Source organism: Streptomyces sp. NBC_00354 (genome assembly GCF_036106915.1).
GTDB lineage: Bacteria > Actinomycetota > Actinomycetes > Streptomycetales > Streptomycetaceae > Streptomyces.
The window spans coordinates 5,554,843-5,575,950 of sequence record NZ_CP107983.1 but is presented as its reverse complement, the minus strand read 5'-3'; the positions used below and the strand labels follow the sequence as shown (position 1 = coordinate 5,575,950).

The 21,108-nt window shown below is 69.1% G+C and carries 19 protein-coding genes, 2 tRNA genes and 1 pseudogene; 6 read left to right on the top strand and 16 right to left on the bottom strand.

The features are described 5' to 3' along the window. Nucleotides 1–8: 8 nt before the first annotated feature. From OHT74_RS25505 to OHT74_RS25485, 5 genes are all read right to left on the bottom strand, one after another. A complete protein-coding gene (locus OHT74_RS25505; protein ID WP_328621501.1) occupies nucleotides 9–1,325 on the bottom strand; it encodes a glycoside hydrolase family 113 in 1,317 nt (438 codons plus the stop codon). 17 nt (nucleotides 1,326–1,342) lie between these two features. After that, on the bottom strand, nucleotides 1,343–2,791 hold the full coding sequence (locus OHT74_RS25500) for a glycosyltransferase family 2 protein (protein WP_266667061.1): 1,449 nt from the start codon (nucleotides 2,789–2,791) through the stop codon (nucleotides 1,343–1,345). 21 nt (nucleotides 2,792–2,812) lie between these two features. After that, nucleotides 2,813–3,583 carry a hypothetical protein gene (locus tag OHT74_RS25495; protein ID WP_328621500.1) on the bottom strand — a complete coding sequence of 257 codons (771 nt, stop codon included), beginning with the start codon at nucleotides 3,581–3,583 and terminating at the stop codon, nucleotides 2,813–2,815. A gap of 8 nt (nucleotides 3,584–3,591) precedes the next feature. Further along, nucleotides 3,592–5,001 (bottom strand): glycoside hydrolase family 26 protein, encoded by a 1,410-nt coding sequence (locus tag OHT74_RS25490; RefSeq protein ID WP_266667057.1) that lies wholly within the window; start codon nucleotides 4,999–5,001, stop codon nucleotides 3,592–3,594. 155 nt (nucleotides 5,002–5,156) lie between these two features. Continuing rightward, complete coding sequence (locus OHT74_RS25485; RefSeq protein WP_328621499.1) at nucleotides 5,157–7,778, bottom strand: valine--tRNA ligase; 2,622 nt, start codon at nucleotides 7,776–7,778, stop codon at nucleotides 5,157–5,159. 129 nt (nucleotides 7,779–7,907) lie between these two features. Between OHT74_RS25485 and OHT74_RS25480 the strand changes: the two genes are divergently transcribed. Further along, complete coding sequence (locus tag OHT74_RS25480; RefSeq protein ID WP_328621498.1) at nucleotides 7,908–8,843, top strand: hypothetical protein; 936 nt, start codon at nucleotides 7,908–7,910, stop codon at nucleotides 8,841–8,843. A 52-nt stretch (nucleotides 8,844–8,895) separates the two neighbouring features. On the opposite strand, the gene OHT74_RS25475 is transcribed toward OHT74_RS25480, so the two are convergent. From OHT74_RS25475 to OHT74_RS25450, 6 genes are all read right to left on the bottom strand, one after another. Then, entirely contained in the window at nucleotides 8,896–9,171 is a 276-nt protein-coding gene (locus OHT74_RS25475; RefSeq protein ID WP_328621497.1) for a hypothetical protein, read from the bottom strand. Between the two features lie 167 nt (nucleotides 9,172–9,338). Next, nucleotides 9,339–10,625, bottom strand: a complete 1,287-nt coding sequence (gene clpX / locus OHT74_RS25470; RefSeq protein ID WP_030159377.1) for an ATP-dependent Clp protease ATP-binding subunit ClpX — start codon at nucleotides 10,623–10,625, stop codon at nucleotides 9,339–9,341. 153 nt (nucleotides 10,626–10,778) lie between these two features. Then, nucleotides 10,779–11,450 (bottom strand): ATP-dependent Clp protease proteolytic subunit, encoded by a 672-nt coding sequence (locus OHT74_RS25465; RefSeq protein WP_323139594.1) that lies wholly within the window; start codon nucleotides 11,448–11,450, stop codon nucleotides 10,779–10,781. 85 nt (nucleotides 11,451–11,535) lie between these two features. Beyond that, nucleotides 11,536–12,153, bottom strand: coding sequence for an ATP-dependent Clp protease proteolytic subunit (locus OHT74_RS25460; RefSeq protein ID WP_266667049.1), 618 nt, complete (start codon nucleotides 12,151–12,153; stop codon nucleotides 11,536–11,538). Nucleotides 12,154–12,476: 323 nt separating this feature from the next. Further along, complete coding sequence (gene tig / locus OHT74_RS25455; RefSeq protein ID WP_266667047.1) at nucleotides 12,477–13,880, bottom strand: trigger factor; 1,404 nt, start codon at nucleotides 13,878–13,880, stop codon at nucleotides 12,477–12,479. Between the two features lie 163 nt (nucleotides 13,881–14,043). After that, nucleotides 14,044–14,120: transfer RNA gene (locus OHT74_RS25450), tRNA-Pro, on the bottom strand. A gap of 169 nt (nucleotides 14,121–14,289) precedes the next feature. Here OHT74_RS25450 and OHT74_RS25445 point away from each other — a divergent pair. Beyond that, nucleotides 14,290–14,360, top strand: a tRNA-Gly gene (locus OHT74_RS25445). A gap of 568 nt (nucleotides 14,361–14,928) precedes the next feature. On the opposite strand, the gene OHT74_RS25440 is transcribed toward OHT74_RS25445, so the two are convergent. Continuing rightward, complete coding sequence (locus OHT74_RS25440) at nucleotides 14,929–15,378, bottom strand: hypothetical protein (protein WP_328621496.1); 450 nt, start codon at nucleotides 15,376–15,378, stop codon at nucleotides 14,929–14,931. Nucleotides 15,379–16,064: 686 nt separating this feature from the next. Between OHT74_RS25440 and OHT74_RS25435 the strand changes: the two genes are divergently transcribed. Continuing rightward, entirely contained in the window at nucleotides 16,065–16,271 is a 207-nt protein-coding gene (locus OHT74_RS25435) for an Imm32 family immunity protein (protein ID WP_266667044.1), read from the top strand. A gap of 533 nt (nucleotides 16,272–16,804) precedes the next feature. Here the strand turns inward: OHT74_RS25435 and OHT74_RS25430 are convergent. Next, entirely contained in the window at nucleotides 16,805–17,059 is a 255-nt protein-coding gene (locus OHT74_RS25430) for a hypothetical protein (protein WP_266667043.1), read from the bottom strand. A 311-nt stretch (nucleotides 17,060–17,370) separates the two neighbouring features. Here OHT74_RS25430 and OHT74_RS25425 point away from each other — a divergent pair, with 311 nt between their 5' ends. Continuing rightward, nucleotides 17,371–17,865: a DUF4231 domain-containing protein gene (locus tag OHT74_RS25425; protein ID WP_328621495.1), complete on the top strand. Its 495-nt coding sequence runs from the start codon at nucleotides 17,371–17,373 to the stop codon at nucleotides 17,863–17,865. A gap of 7 nt (nucleotides 17,866–17,872) precedes the next feature. Here the strand turns inward: OHT74_RS25425 and OHT74_RS25420 are convergent, their stop codons facing one another. The 3 genes from OHT74_RS25420 to OHT74_RS25410 all read right to left on the bottom strand — a co-directional run bounded on the left by OHT74_RS25420 (nucleotide 17,873) and on the right by OHT74_RS25410 (nucleotide 20,093). Then, nucleotides 17,873–18,067 (bottom strand): hypothetical protein, encoded by a 195-nt coding sequence (locus OHT74_RS25420; RefSeq protein WP_030297273.1) that lies wholly within the window; start codon nucleotides 18,065–18,067, stop codon nucleotides 17,873–17,875. Between the two features lie 176 nt (nucleotides 18,068–18,243). Continuing rightward, a complete protein-coding gene (locus OHT74_RS25415) occupies nucleotides 18,244–18,708 on the bottom strand; it encodes an HD domain-containing protein (RefSeq protein ID WP_266994473.1) in 465 nt (154 codons plus the stop codon). Next, the gene (locus tag OHT74_RS25410) at nucleotides 18,705–20,093 is read right to left on the bottom strand and encodes a pyridoxal phosphate-dependent decarboxylase family protein (RefSeq protein ID WP_328621494.1); all 1,389 of its coding nucleotides are present in this window, start codon (nucleotides 20,091–20,093) and stop codon (nucleotides 18,705–18,707) included. Before OHT74_RS25410 ends, OHT74_RS25415 begins: the two co-directional genes overlap by 4 nt. Nucleotides 20,094–20,604: 511 nt before the next feature. Between OHT74_RS25410 and OHT74_RS25405 the strand changes: the two genes are divergently transcribed. After that, entirely contained in the window at nucleotides 20,605–20,982 is a 378-nt protein-coding gene (locus tag OHT74_RS25405; protein WP_328621493.1) for a DUF4232 domain-containing protein, read from the top strand. Next, nucleotides 20,979–21,107 (top strand): annotated as a pseudogene (locus tag OHT74_RS25400) (ATP-binding protein); the annotation flags it as partial. The gene OHT74_RS25405 and the pseudogene OHT74_RS25400, both read left to right, overlap by 4 nt. Nucleotide 21,108 lies beyond the last annotated feature (1 nt).

Here is a 21,108-nt window from a genome sequence, read left to right as displayed (position 1 = left end):
ACAACTCGTCAGGGTGCGGGATCGGTGCCCGGGCCCGCGTAGTCGGAACCGAAGCAGGACCGGATCTCCCGCTCGGAGTCCGGGCGCCCCGCGAAGTTGAGCCGGGAGTCCTCCTCCTTGGGGGCGGCCTTGGGGTCGGCATCGAAGGAGACCGACCACCAGTAGATGCCCGTCATCTTCCGCTCGCGGACGACCTGGCAGACCGCCTTGTACCAGTTGGCCTGCACCGCGGGGTTCAGCTTGCGCCGCGCATAGAAGTCGCCGGGTGCGTGGTACGCCCCGTCCATGGCGCTGATGCCCGCCTCGGCGAGCACGATCCGCGGCAGCGGGCCCTTGGTCTTCTTGTCGAGCCAGGTGTTCCAGCCGTCGACCAGCTGGTCGACGGGGGCGTCGTCGGCGACCTTGACGGGGAAGTACGCGTCGACGCCGAGCCGCTTGACGGGCACGTCGATGTGGCCGCCCACGTAGTTGTCCCAGTTCGCGTCGTAGGACACCTCGCCCTTGAACCGCTTCTCGGCCGCCGCGATCAGGCCCTTCCAGCCCGGGTGGCCCTCCATCGAGTTCAGCTCGGTGCCGATCACGAACGTCGCCGCCTGCCGGCGCTGGGCCGCGTCGAGGTACGGGCCGAGCAGGGCCTCGTACGAATCGAACCAGGCCTCCTTGTCGGTCGGCTTGATGTTGCCGCGCCAGCCCGCCGGAGGAACGAGCACCGTCTCGTCCAGCGTCGGGCGGACGGTGGTGCGCAGTCCGGCCTCGTGGAAAACGCGCAGCACCGTCTCGAGGTGCTCGGGCGTCGGGGTGCTCTTGCCGGCCGTGAGCTTCGTCGAGGTGCGGCCCTCCGTATAGAAGGGGAAGGAGACGGATACGGCGTTGGCCTTCAGCCCGACGAGGTAGTCGGCCTGCCTGCGCGCCTGCTTCTCGACGTAGGCGTCGCTGTGTTCCTTCTCGTCCTCCCAGAAGATCTGGACGCCCCACTCGGGCATGCCCGCCTTCCAGGGCTTGTCCACCTTCAGCGCGGGCCCGGTGGGCTGGGCCGCCTTGGTCTCCTCGGCCGCGCCGCCTCCGCCGTCGGCGGGGGCGGGGGCGTCGCCGCCTTTGGCGGGGGTGGAGTCGTGCAGGACCAGGACCGGCTTGAGAGAGCCCGACCTCCAGCGCAGCGGGTGGTCCCCGATCACGAACGGGAGGCCGATGACCAGGGACGTCACGGTCACCGGGAGGATCGCGAGCAGGGGGACCTTGGAGCGCTTCTTCTTCTCGTCCTGGTCCTTCTGGTCCTTCTGGTCCTTCTGGTCCTTCTGGCTCTTCTGGTTCTTCTCGTTGTTCACGAGGGACTCTCGTTTTCTCACGCGGGCTTGGCAATGACGACGAACTTGTTCTCTTCGCGCTTGATGAACTTGATCAGCCCGCGCAGGCCGCCGAGCCCTTCCATCACGGAGAACACCGGGATGAGGGCCAGCACGACGATCGGCTCCCACCAGAGCCGCCTGCCGTTCGCCGAGACCAGGGCGTTGAGCCGCAGCCCCTCCCAGTACGTCCAGATGACGTACGCGAAGTTGAGCGCCCACATGATCACGACGGACTGGGCCACGGGCGAGGTGTTGAAGTCGCCGATGAGCCAGGCCACGAAGATCACGGTCGCGATGTGCTGGAGCGGGCCGAAGACCCAGGTGGCCACGCAGAGCAGCAGGAACCAGCGGTACCGGAACGGCACCGTGCGGTTGAAGCACAGCGCGACCAGACCCCAGGACCAGCGCTCGCGCTGCTTGATGAAGTCCCTGGTGGTGGCCGGGGAGGCGCCGTAGCAGCGGCCGTTGAACCAGTCGCTGCGGCCCGGGTACTTGCGGCAGAAGGACAGCGCCAGCTGGGCGTCCTCGACGATGGCCTTCGGGCCGAAGTCCCAGCCGATGGTCGCCTCGATGGAGGCACGGAGCAGCAGCAGCTCCCCGTGCACGCCGGCGACCGGAGTGCCGAGACCGGTGAGGGCACGGAACCGGGCTATGTCGTCGGCGGGGCGGACCGCGTCGGCGAGCCAGGTGAAGCGGTTCACGGCGTTCTCGCGCGGGTAGGCGAGGATGCCCTGCGCCATGTGCTTGCCCTCGTCGCCGTCCCGCCGCTGGCGGTTGACGAACTGGGCCATGGATGCGGCGGTGTCGGGGCCGACCCCGGTGTCGTCGTCCATGTGCAGCACCCAGATGTCGTCGAGGGCCTCGCCCTCGTCGATCCGCAGCTCGTGCGCGTAGTGGTTGGCGCGGGCCTTGAACCGGGTCCCGTTCGCCGTCTCGTACGCCTTGGGCACGGTGACCACCCGGATCAGGGGGTTCATGGCGGCCAGGCCGTCGATCTGCCCGGTCGCCTCGCAGCCCTCCTCCGTGAGGACGTCGACCCGCATCCGGGGGAAGTACGGGGGCAGGTGCTCCACATAGCTGAGGACCGAGCGCTCCAGCGCCGGGTACGTGTCGTGGCGGCCGATGGTCGGCACGAGCACGATGAGGAAGTCCTCCTCCACCGGCGTCGGCGGGACCATCTCGTGCGACTTGCGCAGCCGGCGGCGGATCAGCAGGGCGCCCTGGAGTCCGACCATGACGCCTATGCCGGGCAGCGACCAGACGACCGACAGCGTCCAGCCCAGCGGGGTCGGATTCGGCTTGAACGACCACAGGCCGAAGCCGGCGAGGAGCAGGAAGGGCAGCAGGAAGGCCGCCACGCCGGGCTTCCAGTCGGCAAGGCGCTGCACCAGCTTCGCATCGCGCCGCGACGTGGGCGCGACCTCTTGTACGGGGGCGAGGGTCATGGAAGAGGTCCTTCGGTGTTCCTACTGCTGCTGTTGCTGCGGCGGCGACTGCCGGGGCTGCTGAGGCTGCTGAGGCCAGGCGGGCTGACTGCCGTACGGGCCTGGCCCGTAACCGGGCTGCGGCTGCTGGGGCGGGTAGGGCTGGGGCTGGGGCTGCTGGGGTTGCGGCTGCTGGGGCTGCGGCTGCCCGTAGCCCGTCTGCGGCAACTGCGGCCCGGGCTGGGCCGGGTAAGCCGGCGGAGCCCCGAACCCGTGGGACGGCTGCGGCGATTGCTGCTGCGGCACCTGCTGCGCCTGCCGGGCCTCGTTGGCCTGCTGGGTCCACGGGTTCACCGGCGGCTGCCACGCTTCGTACACCGCGAAGTCCCGCAGCAGCAGCACGATGAGCGTGCCGGTCACCAGGACACCGGCGGCGAAGGTCGCCAGCTTCAGCCCGCCCTGGACGGTCGTGGTGAAGTACTCGGCCTGCTTCTCGTCGAAGAGCGCACCCGACAGACTGCGCACCCGGTTGTAGCCCTCGATGGCTGCGCCGCCGATGATGATGCCCCGCCCGAGGGTGTTCCCCCGCAGGACCAGCAGCCCGCCCGCCACATAGACGACACCCCAGTTGAGGTTGAACGTCTCTGCGGTTCCGGAGCCGTCGCCGGTGCCGTAGTACACGATGCCCTGCAGGAAGTCGGCGACGCCGACCTGCCAGAAGCAGTTGTACAGGGCCCAGAGGAGCAGGATTCCTGCCCAGCCCATGGCCACGAAGGCGGCCACACGGTGGGCGCGTGGCGTTGACGCGCTCAACTTCACTCCTATTCGAATGTTCCGTCGTGCAAGGCGAGCCATTGCACGCCCGCGGGGCCGGATTCCCGGCCACCGGTGATCGTTTTGGGGTCGTCGTACGTCTGCTGCACATCGGCGTCCGCGTTCTTCGCCGTGAGTCCGTCCCCCCACACGGTCCACAGCACCCAGGGAGCCTTGTCGAGCGTCGCTCGCTGCTTCGCGCCCAGCGGCACGTGGAAGGACTCCGCGAGGATCCGCGGCTTGCCGTAGTCCTCGAGGCCGCGGTGCCACGTCGATGTCCAGGCGGCCGGGTCGAAGGGGTTGTCCGGGGTTCCGCTGTAGTCGTCGACCCCGACCACGTCCACGTACTCGCCGCCCGGGTAGAAGTCCCAGGGTTCGCTGCCGTGGATGCCGTCCCAGGCCGTGGGAGCCCACACGAAGATCAGGTTGTGCAGCCCACGGGATCCCACCAGGTAGTGGTAGAGCAACTCCCAGAGAGCCGTGTACTGCCGGGGCTTCAGACCCGCCCACCAGAAGCTCTGCTCCCCGCCGAGCGAGTTCATCTCGTGGTACGGGCGCAGCAGTACGGGTACGTCGTACGCGGCCAGGTAGCCGAGGTGGTCCGCGAGGAACGACAGGTCGAGCAGGAGCGCCGCGTGCTCGGCGGAACCGGGCGTGAGCACCCGGTCGATCCAGCCCGGGTCCTTCGCCGAGGGCGCGCTGCGGCGCAGTGTCTGCTCGTAGCTCTTGACCGGACTGCCCGGCCACGGCTGGTGGAACGACATCCCGACCAGGCCCGCGGGCGCACCCCCGTTGGCCGGCAGCACGGTCTTGGTGCCGTTCCAGAGGGGTTCGGTGCCGGTCGGGTTGTACGAGCCGTCGTCCTTGCGGGGCAGTCCGTGCCAGACGCCCATGGCGAGGTCGACGACGTCGTTGGTGTAGGTCCAGAACTCGCGGCGGGCGGGCCAGGCGGCGCGCGAGTAGTCCCGGGCCTCGCCCACGCCCCAGCTCTCCTGCTGGTAGCCGGGGCCCAGGTCCAGTTCGAGGAAGGCCGGCAGCTTCCCGGTGATGTCCTGGGGCTTGCGGTAGTAGTAGCCGGGCGGTTTGGGACCGGTGTGGTCGCCGTACTCCGGGTTGTACCGCTCGTTGTGCACCTCGGCGTGCTGGCCCATGAGGGTGCCGCGACGCCGGCCGGCCCGGGCGTCCGCCTCCAGCCCGGCCAGTAACCGGTAAACGGACCGGGCCGCCTTGGAGGCCTTGGGGTCCCGCGACAGCAGGTCCTTCTGGAGTGCGGCGGCGGGCGCGCGCGAGGTGCTGAAGGCCGCCACTCCGGCGAGAGCGCCGCCGGTGGCCGCGGTGGCCGCCGCGCCCAGGAGGAGATTGCGGCGCTTGAGCTCGCGGCCTAAGACCGGGCGGCCCGGCACGTCACGACCCAACATTCCGAGACCCCCCTCGGTCGACACCGGCCGACGATGGCCCCGGCTGGTTGCGCGGAACCCCTGGGGCCGCTGTCACCCTACGCGTCGGCCCCCGAGCGATGCACTCGGGGGCCGAAGGTTCACCGTATGTACGTGTGGTTCACCGTTTGTACGTGTTACGCCGCGGGCAACGTGTCCAGCTGGGCCTGGATCCGGGCGATGTCCGCCACGGCCTTGGCCAGCCGGCCCTTGATCTTGTCCACGACGTTGTCGGGGGCCTTGGCCAGGAAGGCCTCGTTCCCGAGCTTCGCCTCGGCCTGCTGCTTCTCCTTCTCCGCGGCCGCGAGGTCCTTGGAGAGGCGCTTGCGCTCGGCGGCCACGTCGATCGTGCCCGACAGGTCGAGCGCGACGCTGGCACCGACGACCGGGAGCGTCGCGGTGGCGCTGAAGGCGTCGCCCTCCGGCTGGAGGCGCAGCACCTGGCGGATGGCGGCCTCGTGGGCGGCCAGCGCGGTGCCCGACAGGTCCAGGCGGGCCGGGACCTTCTGCTTGTCGTCGAGACCCTGCTCCTTGCGGAACCGGCGGACCTCCCGGACGAGGTTCTGGACGCTCTCGATCTCCGCCTCGGCGGCCTCGTCGCGGAAGCCGCTGTCCTTGGGCCACTCGGCGATGACGAGGGACTCGCGGCCGGTCAGCGTGGTCCACAGCGTCTCGGTGACGAAGGGGACCACCGGGTGCAGCAGCCGCAGCATGACGTCGATGACCTCGCCGAGCACGCGGCCGGAGACCTTGGCCTGCTCGCCGCCCGCGAAGAACGTCGTCTTCGACAGCTCCACGTACCAGTCGAAGACCTCGTCCCACGCGAAGTGGTACAGCGCCTCGCTGAGCTTCGAGAACTGGAAGTCCTCGTAGTACGCGTCGACCTGCGCGACCGTCTTGTTCAGGCGGGACAGGATCCAGCGGTCGGTGGCCGACAGCTGCTCGACCGGCGGCAGATCGCCCTCGATGGTGGCGCCGTTCATCAGCGCGAAGCGCGTGGCGTTCCAGATCTTGTTGGCGAACTTGCTGGACGCCTGGACCCAGTCCTCGCCGATCGGCACGTCGGTGCCCGGGTTGGCGCCCTTGGCCAGGGTGAAGCGGACGGCGTCGGAGCCGTACTTGTCCATCCAGTCCAGCGGGTCGACGACGTTGCCGAAGGACTTCGACATCTTCTTGCCGCGCTCGTCGCGGACCAGGCCGGTCAGCGCGATGGTCTTGAACGGCGCCTCGCCGTCCATGGCGTACAGGCCGAACATCATCATCCGGGCGACCCAGAAGAAGATGATGTCGTGGCCGGTGACCAGGACGTCGGTGGAGTAGAACTTCGCCAGGTCCGGGGTCTTCTCCGGCCAGCCGAGCGTGGAGAACGGCCACAGGCCGGAGGAGAACCAGGTGTCGAGGACGTCCGTGTCCTGGTGCCAGCCCTCGCCGGTGGGCGCCTCGTCGTCCGGGCCGACGCAGACGATCTCGCCGTCCGGGCCGTACCAGACCGGGATCCGGTGGCCCCACCACAGCTGGCGCGAGATGCACCAGTCGTTGAGGTTGTCGACCCAGTCGAAGTAGCGCTTCGACATCTCCTCGGGGTGGATCGAGACGCGGCCGTCGCGGACGGCGTCGCCGGCGGCCTTGGCCAGCGTCTCGACCTTGACCCACCACTGGAGGGACAGGCGCGGCTCGACGGTGGTGGAGCAGCGCGAGCAGTGCCCGACGGAGTGCATGTACGGACGCTTCTCGGCAACGATCCGACCCTGCTGGCGCAGGGCGCCGACGACGGCGGAGCGGGCCTCGAAGCGGTCCAGGCCGAGGAAGGGGCCGTGGACGGTGATGACGCCGTGCTCGTCCATGATCGTCATGGAGGGCAGGTTGTGGCGCTGGCCGATCGCGAAGTCGTTCGGGTCGTGCGCCGGGGTCACCTTGACGGCGCCGGTGCCGAACTCCGGGTCGACGTGCGTGTCGGCGACGACCGGGATGGTCCGGTCGGTCAGCGGCAGCTTGATCTGCTTGCCGATGAGGTGCGCGTACCGCTCGTCGTCCGGGTGGACGGCCACGGCGGTGTCACCGAGCATCGTCTCGGCGCGCGTGGTGGCGACGACGAGGGTGTCCTCGCCCTCGCCGTACTTGATCGAGACGAGCTCGCCCGCGTCCTCCTGGTACTCCACCTCGATGTCGGAGATGGCCGTGAGGCAGCGGGGGCACCAGTTGATGATGCGCTCGGCGCGGTAGATCAGCTCGTCGTCGTAGAGCTTCTTGAAGATCGTCTGGACGGCCTTGGAGAGGCCCTCGTCCATGGTGAACCGCTCGCGCGACCAGTCGACGCCGTCGCCGAGGCGGCGCATCTGGCCGAGGATCTTGCCGCCGTACTCTTCCTTCCACTGCCAGACGCGCTCGACGAACTCCTCGCGGCCCAGGTCGTGGCGGGACTTGCCCTCCTCGGCGAGCTGCTGCTCGACCTTGTTCTGGGTGGCGATACCGGCGTGGTCCATGCCGGGCAGCCACAGGGACTCGTAGCCCTGCATGCGCTTGCGGCGGGTCAGGGCGTCCATGAGCGTGTGCTGGAAGGCGTGGCCCAGGTGCAGGGAGCCGGTGACGTTCGGCGGCGGGATGACGATGGTGTACGCGGGCTTCTCGCTCGCGGGATCGGCCGTGAAGTACCCACGCTCCACCCAGCGCTCGTAGAGCTTCCCCTCTACCTCGGCCGGAGCGTACGCGGTCGGCAGTTCGGAGTTGGGGCTGCTGGGTGTCTGCGTGTTCTCGGTCACGAGGCACAGTTTAGTGGCGTAACAGTCAAGTCATGAAACCGGTAATGAGGGGGCCCGGCGCCATGCGCGACTCCGGCTTCCGCCAGGATGTCTGAAACGCATAAAGGATTCCTGAAGGGGGACGCGGGCATGAGTTACAACCAGCCGGGACCGTACGGGGCCCAGCCGCCGCAGCAGCCGGGACCGTACGGGGGCCAGCCGCCGCAGCCGGGTCCGTACGGCCAGCCCGCGCCTCAGCCCGGCTACGGCTACCCGCAGCAGCCCCCGCCGCCGGGCATCCCCCCGCAGGGCTACCCCCAGCAGCCCCAGCCGGGCTACGGCTACCAACAGCCGGGCATGCCCCAGCAGCCCCCGTACGGCGGAATGCCGCAGCAGCCGAAGAAGTCGAAGGCGGGCGTCATCATCGGCGTGGTCGTCGCGGTAGCGGTCATCGCGGGCGCCGGCTGGTACTTCACAAAGGGCGGCGGCGCCTCGGGCTCGGTCTCGTCCGCCACCAAGGGCTACAAGCTCGTCGCCCCGGCGACGGTGGACGACTTCAAGAAGGACCCGAAGTACAAGGGCGACCAGCCAATCAGCGACAAGGACCGCCAGGAGCTGGAAGGCATCGGCGTCAAGAACCCCACCAAGGTGGGCATGGACTACAAGTCCGGTGACCCGGCCAACCCGCTGACGGCCAAGAGCCTGAACTTCCAGGGCCTCTACGGTGAGCTGACGGACCCCGAGAAGACCGTGGACGCGTACTTCGCCACCGCCAAGCTCAAGGCGGGCGAAGACAAGTCCGCCTCGGTCGAACTGATCGGCAGCCCGAAGGCGATGACCCCGTCCGGGTTCAGCGGCGCCGTGATGAAGTGCCAGGAGATGAAGTTCAGCTTCAAGTCCACCACGACGACCAAGGGGCCGAAGGAGCTGACCGTACCGATCTGCATCTGGGGTGACTACAGCACCCTGGGCATGGTCAGCGCGTCTGACGCGGCGTCCCTCCTGGCCGGCAAGCCGGGCTCCACCCTGGAGCAGACCGCCGACCTGACGGCGAAGCTCTACAAGACCGCACGCGTCAAGGCTTGATCACGCCTGCGGCCGGCACGAGCATCTTCCCGCGCATGCCGGCCGCGGCGCGTCAGGTAAGCGCCGAGCTACACGCCGCGTCGGCGGCTTCGTGCCTGACCCCTATGTTGATCAAGCTGAGGTAGCAACCGGCGTAAGGTGCCCCGTTGAACGGATCGGCACCGATCTTGCAGGCAGCCTCAATCTTCGGGCCGACGTCGTAGCCCGCTTGATGCAGCGAGTACTGGCAATCTCCCTGATCGGCAGACGCAGGCGAGGCCGCCACCATGGGCAGCGCAGCAGCGACGAATACCGCCGCCAGGACTCCCCCAACACGCTTCATCTTCATGCCTCGTTGCCCTCTCTGTAAGACGATGTCGAGGCAAAGTTGATCAAGAAAGGGGGCCGCCACGCCAGGCCGCACGAACTTTTGTCCGATTGCCGGTCAAGGTAGTCCGGAATGCGAGGAGGGGCGCCCCGGGTAGCTTGGGCGCCCCTCCTCGTACAGCATGACAGTTACGCCGACTTCTCCTGCGGGCCCTGGTCCTTCGGGACGATGCGGGGGACCAGCGTCGGGTTCACGTTCGAGCGGACGACGTCCGAGGTGATGACCACGCGGGCCACGTCCTTGCGGGACGGGACCTCGTACATCACCGACATCAGGACCTCTTCCATGATGGCGCGCAGGCCGCGCGCGCCGGTCTGGCGGAGGATCGCCTGGTCCGCGATGGCTTCCAGCGCCTCGCGCTCGAAGTCCAGCTCGACGCCGTCGAGTTCGAACAGCCGCTGGTACTGCTTCACCAGCGCGTTCCGCGGCTCCACCAGGATCTGCAGCAGCGCCTCGCGGTCCAGGTTGTGGACCGAGGTGATCACGGGCAGACGGCCGATGAACTCCGGGATCATCCCGAACTTCACCAGGTCCTCCGGCATGACCTCCTGGAACTGGTCGCTCGCCTCGATCTCGCGCTTCGAGCGGATCGTCGCCCCGAAGCCGATGCCCTTGGCGCCCGCACGCGACTCGATGATCTTCTCGAGGCCGGCGAAGGCGCCGCCCACGATGAAGAGCACGTTCGTCGTGTCGATCTGGATGAACTCCTGGTGCGGGTGCTTGCGGCCGCCCTGCGGCGGGACCGAGGCCGTCGTGCCCTCGAGGATCTTCAGCAGGGCCTGCTGCACGCCCTCGCCGCTCACGTCGCGCGTGATCGACGGGTTCTCGCTCTTGCGGGCGACCTTGTCGATCTCGTCGATGTAGATGATCCCGGTCTCGGCCTTCTTGACGTCGTAGTCGGCCGCCTGGATCAGCTTGAGCAGGATGTTCTCGACGTCCTCGCCGACGTACCCGGCCTCCGTCAGCGCCGTCGCGTCGGCGATGGCGAACGGGACGTTGAGCATGCGCGCGAGCGTCTGGGCGAGGAGCGTCTTGCCCGAGCCCGTCGGGCCCAGCAGCAGGATGTTGGACTTCGCGAGCTCGATCGCGTCGTCCCGGCCCTGCGCACCGCCGTTCTCGCCGGCCTGGACGCGCTTGTAGTGGTTGTAGACCGCCACCGAGAGGGCCTTCTTCGCCGGCTCCTGGCCGACGACGTAGCTCTCCAGGAACTCGTAGATCTCACGAGGCTTGGGGAGTTCCTCCCACCGGACCTCGGAGGTCTCGGCGAGCTCCTCCTCGATGATCTCGTTGCAGAGGTCGATGCACTCGTCGCAGATGTACACACCGGGTCCTGCGATGAGCTTCTTCACCTGCTTCTGGCTCTTTCCGCAGAACGAGCACTTGAGCAGGTCGCCGCCGTCACCGATGCGTGCCACGAGGTGCTTCCCCTTCGCCTGGGAGACGCTTGGTTCAGCGCTCCTGGTGCCTCATATCCGACGGTACCTTGCCGGGGGCCCCGTGCGGGGCCCCCTTGACGTGGTTCACATCGCCGAATGTGACGACGTGCCCACGCCAATTGGCGGCAAGGATCAGTGGGAGTTCTTGCGGGTCGAGACGATCTGGTCGATCAGGCCGTACGCGAGCGCGTCCTCGGCCGTCAGGATCTTGTCGCGCTCGATGTCCTCGCGGATCTTCTCGATCGGCGTGGTCGAGTGCTTGGCCAGCATGGTCTCCAGCTGGTCACGCATGCGCAGGATCTCCCTGGCCGCGATCTCCAGGTCGGAGAGCTGCTCGCGGCCGGTGCCGCCCGACGGCTGGTGGATCAGCACGCGGGCGTTCGGCAGCGCCATGCGCTTGCCGGGGGTGCCGGCGGCCAGCAGTACCGCGGCGGCGGAGGCCGCCTGGCCCATGCAGACCGTCTGGATGTCCGGCTTCACGAACTGCATCGTGTCGTAGATGGCCGTCAGCGCGGTGAAGGAGCCGCCGGGGCTGTTGATGTAGATCGAGATGTCGCGGTCCGGGTCCATCGACTCCAGGCACAGCAGCTGCGCCATGACGTCGTTGGCGGAGGCGTCGTCGATCTGCACGCCGAGGAAGATCACGCGCTCCTCGAAGAGCTTCGCGTACGGGTCGTACTCGCGCACGCCCTGCGAGGTGCGCTCGACGAAGCGCGGGATGACGTAGCGGTTGTCCACCGGCGCGCCGGTGTAGAGGCCGCTCGCGGGAGAGAGGTTGTTCATGTGCATCTGGGTGTTCACCATCCTGGTGGCGTTCTGCGGGCTGGGGCTTGCCGGTGCGGGCGGGCGTACGGGGCCTGGTACGAGGTCCCGTATGCCGGGGCCGGGATCAGGCCCCGGTGCCGCCGCCGCCCGGGACCAGCGACGCGGCGGAGATGATCTCGTCGATGAGGCCGTACTCCTTGGCCTCCTCCGCGGTGAACCAGCGGTCGCGGTCGCCGTCGCGGATGATCGCCTCCACGGTCTGGCCGGAGTGGTGGGCGGTGATCTCGGCCATGCGCCGCTTCGTGCGCAGCAGGTACTCGGCCTGGATCTTGATGTCCGAGGCGGTGCCACCGATGCCGGCGGAACCCTGGTGCATCAGGATGTCGGTGTTCGGGAGCGCGAAGCGCTTGCCCTGGGCGCCGCCGGTGAGCAGGAACTGGCCCATGGAGGCCGCCATGCCCATGCCGATGGTGACGACGTCGTTCGGGATGTACTGCATGGTGTCGTAGACCGCCATGCCCGCCGTCACCGAGCCGCCCGGGCTGTTGATGTACAGGTAGATGTCCTTCTCCGGCTCCGCGGCCAGGAGGAGGAGCTGCGCCGTGATCTTGTTGGCGATGTCGTCGTCGACCTGCTGGCCGAGGAAGATGATGCGCTCGCCGAGCAGCCGGTTGTAGACATGGTCGCCGAGGCCGCCACCGATGGACGGCTCACCCGCGGCGTAAGGCTTCAGATTCGTCACGTATCCACCTGCTCGTCTCCGACGGCCACATGCCGTCTCAGCGTCTCGTTCTGGGGCGCGGACCGATCGGGGCGGCGGTGGCCGCCGGCTTCCGGGTACTCCCGTGCCCTCGTATTCATGGACCCTAACGCGCAGGTCGGACAACGCCATCCCGCTTCCCGAACTGTTCGCTCGGAGCGCAAGGTCCATGGGCCCTTCGGGGACCGGGCGCAGGCCCTGTGGACGGCGCCGTGCACGGAGTGCGCGAAGGGCCCGTACACGGCTGCGTACGGGCCCTTCGGGGTGCTGCTCAGCGGGCGCCGCGCGGGGCGGCGCCCAGGGTGTTACTTGGCCTCGTCGGCCTGCGCCTCGGCGGCGTCGGCGTCACCGTCGACGACGGCCTCGACGGTCTCGGCGGCAGCCTCGACCTCGTCCTCCTCGTCGGAGAGGTCGACGACCTCACCGTTGGTGTCGACGACCTTGGCGGCCTCGACGACGACCGCGAGGGCCTTGCCGCGGGCGACCTCGCCGACGAGCATCGGCACCTGGCCACCCTCGACGACGGCCTGGGCGAACTGGTCGGGGGACATGCCGGAGGAAGCCGCACGGCGCATGAGGTGCTCGGTGAGCTCCTCCTGGTCGACGCCCAGCTTCTCCTTGTTGACGAGCGCGTCCAGGACGAACTGGGTCTTGATGCCCTTGATCGCCTGGTCCTTGGTCTCGGCGTCGAACTCCTCGACCGTCTTGCCCTGGAACTCCAGGTACTTCTCGATGGTCAGGCCCATCTGGCCGAGCTGGTGGTGCTCCAGGTTGTGCTTGCGGGTGTTGACCTCGTCCTCGAGCAGCTTCTCGGGGATCGGCACCTCGACGAGCTCCAGCAGCTTCTCCAGGACGCGCTCCTGGGCCTGCGTGGCCTGGTCGTACTGCTTCATGTTCTCGAGGCGCTTGCGACTGTCGGCCTTGAGGTCCTCGAGGGTGTCGAACTCGCTCGCCATCTGCGCGAACTCGTCGTCCAGCTCCGGGAGCTCCTTGGCGGAGACCTTGGTGACCTTGACGGTGACCTCGGCGTCCTGGCCCTCGGCGGAGCCGCCCTTCAGCTGGGAGGTGAAGGTGGCCTCGCCACCGGCCTCCAGGCCCTTGACGGCGTCGTCGATGCCCTCGAGGAGCTCGCCCGAGCCGATGGTGTAGGAGACGTCGGAGGCGACGCCGTCCGGCAGCACCTCGCCGCCGACCTTGGCCTCCAGGTCGATGGTGACGACGTCGCCGTCCTCGGCCGCGCGCTCGACGTCGTTGGTGGACGCGAAGCGGCCGCGCAGCTGCTCGACCGACTTCTCGATGTCCTCGTCGGAGACCTCGACCGCGTCGACCTCGACCTCGATGCCGGAGTAGTCCGGGATCTCGATCTCGGGGCGGACGTCGACCTCGGCGGTGAAGGCCAGCAGCTCGCCGTCCTTCAGCTCCGTGATGTCGACCTCAGGCTGGCCCAGCGGGTTCAGGTCGGCCTCGTTGACGGCCTCGGTGTAGAACTTCGGGAGGGCGTCGTTGACGGCCTCCTCCAGCACCGCACCGCGGCCGAAGCGCTGGTCGATGACCCGGGCGGGGATCTTGCCCTTGCGGAAGCCCTTCACCGTGACCTGCTGGTTGATCTTCTTGTACGCCGCGTCGAGGCTGTCCTTGAGCTCCTCGAAGGGCACCTCAACAGTGAGCCGAACCCGAGTCGGGTTCAGGGTCTCCACGGCGCTCTTCACGGTTCGGTCTCCTTGTGGCTGACTGCTTGGGGTTCTGCGTCCGCGCTGCGATTCAGCGGTTCGGCGGATTCGGCCCGGTACATCAGACACACGGGCACGCAGCTTGCATAGTAACCGCAAGCGGCAATCAGCCCACAACGCGATCTTGTGATGGCGGTGCTGGTGGTCGGGGTGGCCGGATTCGAACCGACGACCTTCCGCTCCCAAAGCGGACGCGCTACCAAGCTGCGCCACACCCCGTCGGTGCGACACGTAGGGTACATGCCCGGAGACCCTCTGATGCGCGGGGTTTTGAGCGAACGTTTCCGGACGCCGCACCGCGGGCGCGTAATGCGGTGTGCACTCCCCCGGACCGACCCGCTAGGATGCTGTCCGTGCCGCGGTCCCCCGGACCTGCGGCGCACGCGTTGCGGGCGTAGCTCAATGGTAGAGCCCTAGTCTTCCAAACTAGCTACGCGGGTTCGATTCCCGTCGCCCGCTCTGAACGACGAAGGGCCAGGTCAGAGGACATTTCCTCCGCCTGGCCCTCAGTCGTTCCCGGGGGTCGTCATCAGGCCCCCGTGCCCCCAGCGTGCCCCGTGCCCTTCGTCGCGCCCCGCGTGCCCTTCTGCACGGGCTTGCCGAGCGCGTCGGCGATCAACCGATCCCGGTCGGCGCTCGCGTGCTGGTGGATCAACGCGTCCCGGGCGGCGCTGTGCCCTGTCCGGGCCCGTGAGCTCGCGCGTACTCGCCCTTGACCTGGCAGAGATTCCGCCGGATCAGCTCGTCGGACACGGCCGTGCCCAGGATGGCCCGGAGCAGGGCGTAGGCCTTGGCCACCGTGGTGGGCCGGGTGCCGGCGGCCGGCTGGTCGGCACGCCGGCTCCGTACGGGGTGCGGGCAGATCTCCGCCAGGTTGACGGCGCCGAGGACCGGCTCCAGGTGGTGCTTGACGAGCGAGCCGTAAAGCGGCCCCGTGGTGCTGGTCAGCTCGCGCTCTTCGATCCAGGCGCCAATGCAACCTGTTTCTTGCCCCCGTATCGCTCTCCTACGACCGGGGAAATGATCCTTACGCAGTTCGCTTCGATGCGGGTCCGGAGACTGGGATTCGCGGATCGTCGATGTCGACTGAAATCTCAAACCCCGAGGTCGAGCTAAAGGTGGCGACGTTTTCGGACAGCTGAATCCGATCAAATGGATTGGATTCCATAAAGAACATCACCCAAATCAGCGCACGGTCAACAGTCAAACGTGCAATGAACCCCTCCGAGCCGTACGAACCCTCGCCGCCCCACAGCATCCCCTTCTCTCTCAGGTCTACGGCGGCAAGCCCATCGACCGAAGACACCCAAGACGGATCGCTTTCCAGCATCTCATCGAGGTCAAAGGGGGCGAGCACCGTGAAACCCCTCGGTGCGGCGCGGTCGAGGGCGACATCGTAAGAGTGCCCGCCGGCGTAGTGGAGGGCATCTTTGATGGGAAGCTCAAAGTCTTCCCACAGACTTTCGATCGCGGTCATCTATTCCTACACTTCCCGTTGCGTACGCGCTCTGGCCTCTCCTGAAGTCCAGTCGGGAGAACTGACTCACCTGGTTCACTTCTGTTCCGCGAAGAATTGATGAGCCTTCGAGCCCCAAGTGGTCAGCCCAGCCATGGGGGTTACGAACCTACGCCACTGCATGGGGTGCCGGAAGTAGTTGCAGTGGAGGCCGGTTTCCTCGTCCGCGTACTGGCCGGGAAAGCGGAGCGGGCAGTCCCCCATCCCCTGATGCGGGGAGGGGCGTGCCAACCAGGTCTGTGACGATCGCGAGGAAGCGGGCGTCGAATTCGGACCGGGGGTTGGTGTCGGCAACAGCGAGGGGGGCGTGAGTCCATTCCCCACTGTCCGGGGTGGTGGCCCTGGTGAGGCGGTTCTCCGCGTTCCAGGTGCTCGGCTCGGCAGCGCCGTGGGAGACCTGTGCGTTCGTACCGTTCACGAGTTAGGTGGACCACACGCCGGCGTTGGCGTCGTGAACCGGATGGCCGCGGAGACGGCGGACATCGTCATCCCCGCCGCGCTGTGCGAGATCGTGTACGAGATCCCTGTCGATCGCCAGCGCGGCTACGCGACGCCCCGTTTGTGGCCGGGACCCTCGCCTGACAGCAGGCAGCGCCGCATGGCGCGAGAGACCAGTCACTCGATCGGCCGCAGGCTAGCGTGGCGGCATGGACGAACCGCTGATCAAGGTGCAGAGCTCAACCGGCGAGGCTCTCATCAAGGCCAACGCGGAGGGGCTTCGCGTCCTCGCCGAGCGACTGTTGGAGCTCGCCGACCCTGGCATACGGAGCGGGCACCACCTGCACCTCGATGCGGGCGTTGACCTTGAGGACGGCTCGTCCGGCCTCGTTCTGGAGCGCGACGACTCGCTCTAGGCGCGCCCTCACGCGCTCACAGGGCCCTCGAAGATGCCGACACCGCTCGTTCCCATCCCAGGGTCTCGGCGCCCTTCCGCCGCATGCACCGAAGTCGGATCGCGAAGATCCCTGCATGAGCCTGGGAGGGCCTTCTCCCGCCCTCCCATACGGCGTAGGTGGCGCCGTCCAGGAGAGCCGCCAGCGCCGCCTTGGTTGCCTCGTCGTCACCGGTCAGCAGGCGCACCAACTGATGCCGTTCCATAGCCACCCCCGCTGGCATCCTGCGGTGGGGTAGCCATGCGCCGCAACCGCGTATCCGCGGCCGCAGATACCGCCCTGGGGTTCAGGGGGGAGTCGCGGGGAACGCCAGGGAGGTGCGCGGGAACGTGCAGGTCAGCCAGTTGAGAGGTCGGCGTGCAAGTGCGTACGCGATCTTCCGAACCAGCTACGCGGGTTCGATTTCCGTCGCCCGCTCTGAACGGCGAAGGGCCAGGTCAGAGGGATGTTTCCTCTGACCTGGCCCTCGGTCGTTCACGGTTCTGCGAGCGCAGTCAGTGTTGGAGCACGGTGCAGTTGACGGTGGTGCCATCGGCCGTCTTGACGACGTACTTGCTCCCGCTGAGACCTCCGAGGTCGAACCTTCCCGACTTGTCGATGGGGACGGAACCCGAGGTGGAGCCGGAGTAGGTCACCGTCGTGGTGGCGGGGAATCCCTCACCCCACAGGTGGTACTTGCCGGCCGAATCCGTTTCGACCTTGCACGTGGCGGCGGTGGTCGAGGCGTGTGCGGCGACGGCGGGTCCCACCGCGAGAGCGGGGACCGCAAAGAGCGCGAGTACTGCAAGACGACGTGTCCGGTTCATCATTCAACCTGCCTTGGACGCTGACGGTGCGGCCGGTGGGGCGTGACGGCTCCGATACCCGCGGCAGTGGTCGCACGGGACGCCGGGGGGAGGGTCTCGCTCCGTTACGCCGTGCTCATATCGCCCCACATGGACGCGTGAGGTCGATGGCGGTTTTCATCCTATCGTCCGATTTGCCGCATGGCATCTCGCAGGCTCCCCGGGGCTGTTCCTCGCCCTTGACGGGGGTGAGGGGAGGTTGTGTACTCGCCCGCATGTCAGGGGCGGGCGGGAGCCGGGGCGCGGCGGCGCGGGAGTACGTCGAGACGCGACTGTGCCAGTACCAACAGTGGTACGACCGCAAGGCCGTACGGAGCAAGGCCGCGCATTTACGGATGCGGACCCTGTCGGTCGTCGGCGGGGCGCTCGTGCCCGTGCTGGTCAATCTCGACGCGCCGTTCTGCCGGATCAGCGCCACCGTGCTCAGCCTGCTCGTGGCCGTCTCCGTGTCGCTCGAGAGCGTGTACCGGCACCGGGAGCAGTGGAAGAACTACCGGTCGAACGAGCAGTTGCTGGGGCATGAGCGGATCTACTTCGAGACCGGGGTAGGTCCGTACGCCGGACTGTCCGAAGCCGATGCGTTCACGGTGCTCGTGTCCCGGGTGGAGAAGGCGATCGCCAACGAGAATTCGGCCACCCTCGACGTCATGGCGCTGGGCGGCCAGGTGAACGCGGACCTGGAGTACCGGCGGGCGGCCGGCACTCCCTGAGCTTCCCCTAGAGCTTGATTCCCGCGATGGTGTCGGCGAGGGAGTTGAGGAAGCGGTTGACGTCCGGGGCGATGGAGCTGGACGCCAGGAAGAAGCCGAAGAGGACCGCGACGATCGCGGGGCCGGCCTTGATGTGGTTCCCGCGGACGAGCACCACCAGGATGACCGCCAACAGAACCACCACTGACAGCGAAATGGCCACTACTGATCACACCTTCGGTCGTCCCCTGGTCGGCCTGGGGCGCACGGCCGCGCGCGCCCCCACATGGACCATCCTCCCACCAACGGACCCCGGCTATCCGCCCCGTGGCGAATCGGCGTCGGCGCTTTCCCGCCAACCGCCCGCGCACCGGGCATATTTCGGGCACGGGGCCGGGGTCATGGCGCGGTGAGGCCGAGGAGGGAGCGGACATATGCATACTTCGCGGACAGCCGTTCCCGGGTGGGGCCGTCCAGTACGGAGAGCCGTACGGGGTCCGCGTTGTGCGCCAGGTCGGCCTCTTTGACCAGGAGGGCGCCCGGGGTGGCGAGGATCCGGGCCGCGTACTCCTCCACCGGTTCGCCGGGGCGCTTGGTGACCGCCAGGACCATGTCCTTCACCGGCTGGGGCAGTGCGGCGGAATCCAGCCACTGCCGGCTGAGCGCGTCGTCCTCGACGGCGTCGTGGAGCCAGGCCGCTGCCTGCTGCTCCGCGCTGCCGCCGCGGGCGCGGACTCCCTCCGCGACGGCCGCGAGGTGCTCTGCGTACGGCCGGCCGGCCTTGTCGGTCTGGCCCTCGTGCGCGGAGCGCGCCAGAGCCTCGACCTCGAGCAGGGTCAGCGGTTGCTGCTGCCGTTGCGTCATACCGTCCCCTTCGCCGCCGTACGGAGGGCCTGTGCGGCCCGGCGCACATCCGCTTGCGTGGTGCGCCAGTTGGAGAACGCTGCGCGCAGGGCGGGGGTTCCCGCGTAGACGGTGGGGGTGACGAAGACCTCCTCCTGCGCCGCCTCCCGGAGGGCCGTCAGGCGGGCCGGGGTGGGGTCCTCGGCGAGGGTGAAGCAGACGACGTTCAGGCGGACCGGGGCGAGGAGGCGGAAGGCCGGGTCCTGCTCGAGTGCGGCGCCGAGGGCTTGGGCGCAGGCGATGTCCCGCTCGACGATCTCGCGGTGGCCTTCGCGGCCGTACGCGCGCAGGGTGAACCAGGCGGCGAGGGCGCGCAGCCGGTGCGAGTTCTCGGGGGTGAGGTGGACGAGGTCCGGGCGGTCGCCGAGGGGGCCGAGGTAGGCCGCCGCGTTCTGGAAGACGCGGGCCTGGAGGTCTTGGCGGCGGGTGAACTGGACGGCGCTGTCATAGGGGACGTTCAGCCACTTGTGCAGGTCGATGCAGAGGGAGTCGGAGGCGTCGAGTCCGTCGGCGAGGTGGGCGTGCTCCGGGGAGAGGGCGGCGAAGGCGCCGAAGGCGGCGTCGGTGTGGAGCCAGAACGCGTGGCGTTCGCGGAGGGCGGCGATGGCGCGGAGGTCGTCGAAGTCCACGGTGTTGACGGTGCCGGCGTTGGCGACGACGACGGCCGGGCCGGGTGTGTCGGCGAGGGCGCGGTCGAGGGCGGCGGGGTCGACGGCCTCGCGGCCGGGGAGGGTGGGGACGGCGACGAGGGAGCTGCGGCCGAGACCGAGGACGGAGAGGGCCTTGGCGATGGAGGAGTGCGGGGCTCCGGAGAGGACGCGGACGGGGCCGAGGGCTGCCGCACCGTCCTCGGCGGGGGAGATGCCGAGGCGTTCGCCGAGCCACTCGCGGGCGATGGCGAGGCCGGTGGTGTTGGACATGGTGGCGCCGCTGACGAAGGTGCCGGTGTGGGCGTCGGTGAGGCCGAAGAGCTCGCGGAGCCAGGTGACCGTTTCGCGTTCGAGGTCCTGGCCGGCGCCGTCCAGGGCGGAGTTGGAGTTCTGGTCGTGGACGGCGGTCAGCCAGTCCCCGGCGAGGGCCGCCGGGGTGGCGCCGCCCGTGACGAAGCCGAGGTAGCGGGGGCCGGCGGAGGCGGAGAGGCGGGGCTCCCACCGGTCCCGGAAGGTGGCGAGGGCGGCGTCCGCCCCGGCGGCGTGCTCCGGCAGGGACTCGGGGTCCCGCGGAGGCCCGGCGGGCGGTACGACGGGACGGGCGTCCAGGGCTCCGAGCGCGTCGGCGGCGGTACGGCGGGTGGCCTCCAGGAGGTCGGGGAGGCGGGCGAGGTCGGCGGCGAGCGTGCGGTCCATGAGGGCACGGTAGGGATCCGCCGGGCGCGGCGGACCGGCCAATCGGGGGTGATTGGCCCGGCCCGGTCTCCGGGGCCCGCCCCTGGGGCCCGCGCGTGATGCGCGGCGCCGCTGCGCGAGCGGCCCCGGGCCGGCGCCCGGGCCTTCCGGGGCTCCGCCCCGGGCCCCGCGCCTAGAACGCCGGCGGGGCCGGATCTGCCGCTGCACGGCCCGGAGTTGGGCGGGGCAGGGCGCGGGCGAGCGGAGCAGGGCGCGTGGCGGGTGGGGGTCGTAGGGTCGGGGGATGGTGAGCGTGCGGTGGGTGGCGGGGATTGTCGGGGGTGCCGTCCTGGCGGGGGTGGTCGTGGGGTGCGATACGCCGCCCGCGCCCGAGGCTGCGCCGGGGCCCACTTGGGCGGGGGCTGCGCCGTCCGTCCGTGCCACCCCGTCGGGGGGAGGGGCGCAGGAGGGCTGTTCCGAGGGCGGGGTGCGGTTGCTTGAGGGGGACGGGAATGCCGCGATGGGGCTTCGGGTGACCGACATCCAGCTGGTCAACTGCGGCACGCAGCCGTACGTGCTCGAGGGCTATCCGGAGATCCGGCTGCTGGACAGGAAGCGGGTCCCGGTGGAGGTCGCGGTCGTGCACGGGTCGGAGGAGATGACGTCCGCGCCGACCGGCGTGGAGGGTGCCCCGCAGAGGCTGGAGCTCCGGCCCGGCCAGGCTGCCACGGTCATGATGGTGTGGCGGAACCTGGTGACCGATGCGACGGTGCCCGCCGCCGAGGGGTGGGTGCTGGACGTGACCCCGCGGGCGGGCGCGCCCCGGGTTGAGCTGGAGCTCGGCCACCCCGTCGACCTCGGGAACACCGGGAAGCTCGGGATCGGCCCCTGGAAGGCGCCGGCCCGGTGACCATCCGGCTCAACGGACCCTTCGGGGGCGGGAAGACGCAGACCGCGTACGAGCTGCACCGGCGGCTGCCCGGCAGCGTCGTCTGCGATCCGGAGCCGTGTCGGGGCTGCGGGCGGCCCCGGACAC

Coding starts and splice junctions, on each gene's coding strand:
- OHT74_RS25500 (WP_266667061.1), bottom strand. CDS start 2,791: ATGACCCTCGCCCCCGTACAAGAGGTCGCGCCCACGTCGCGGCGCGAT.
- OHT74_RS25490 (WP_266667057.1), bottom strand. CDS start 5,001: ATGTTGGGTCGTGACGTGCCGGGCCGCCCGGTCTTAGGCCGCGAGCTC.
- OHT74_RS25480 (WP_328621498.1), top strand. CDS start 7,908: ATGAGTTACAACCAGCCGGGACCGTACGGGGCCCAGCCGCCGCAGCAG.
- OHT74_RS25475 (WP_328621497.1), bottom strand. CDS start 9,171: ATGAAGATGAAGCGTGTTGGGGGAGTCCTGGCGGCGGTATTCGTCGCT.
- OHT74_RS25465 (WP_323139594.1), bottom strand. CDS start 11,450: ATGGTGAACACCCAGATGCACATGAACAACCTCTCTCCCGCGAGCGGC.
- OHT74_RS25440 (WP_328621496.1), bottom strand. CDS start 15,378: ATGACCGCGATCGAAAGTCTGTGGGAAGACTTTGAGCTTCCCATCAAA.
- OHT74_RS25435 (WP_266667044.1), top strand. CDS start 16,065: ATGGACGAACCGCTGATCAAGGTGCAGAGCTCAACCGGCGAGGCTCTC.
- OHT74_RS25425 (WP_328621495.1), top strand. CDS start 17,371: ATGTCAGGGGCGGGCGGGAGCCGGGGCGCGGCGGCGCGGGAGTACGTC.
- OHT74_RS25415 (WP_266994473.1), bottom strand. CDS start 18,708: ATGACGCAACGGCAGCAGCAACCGCTGACCCTGCTCGAGGTCGAGGCT.
- OHT74_RS25410 (WP_328621494.1), bottom strand. CDS start 20,093: ATGGACCGCACGCTCGCCGCCGACCTCGCCCGCCTCCCCGACCTCCTG.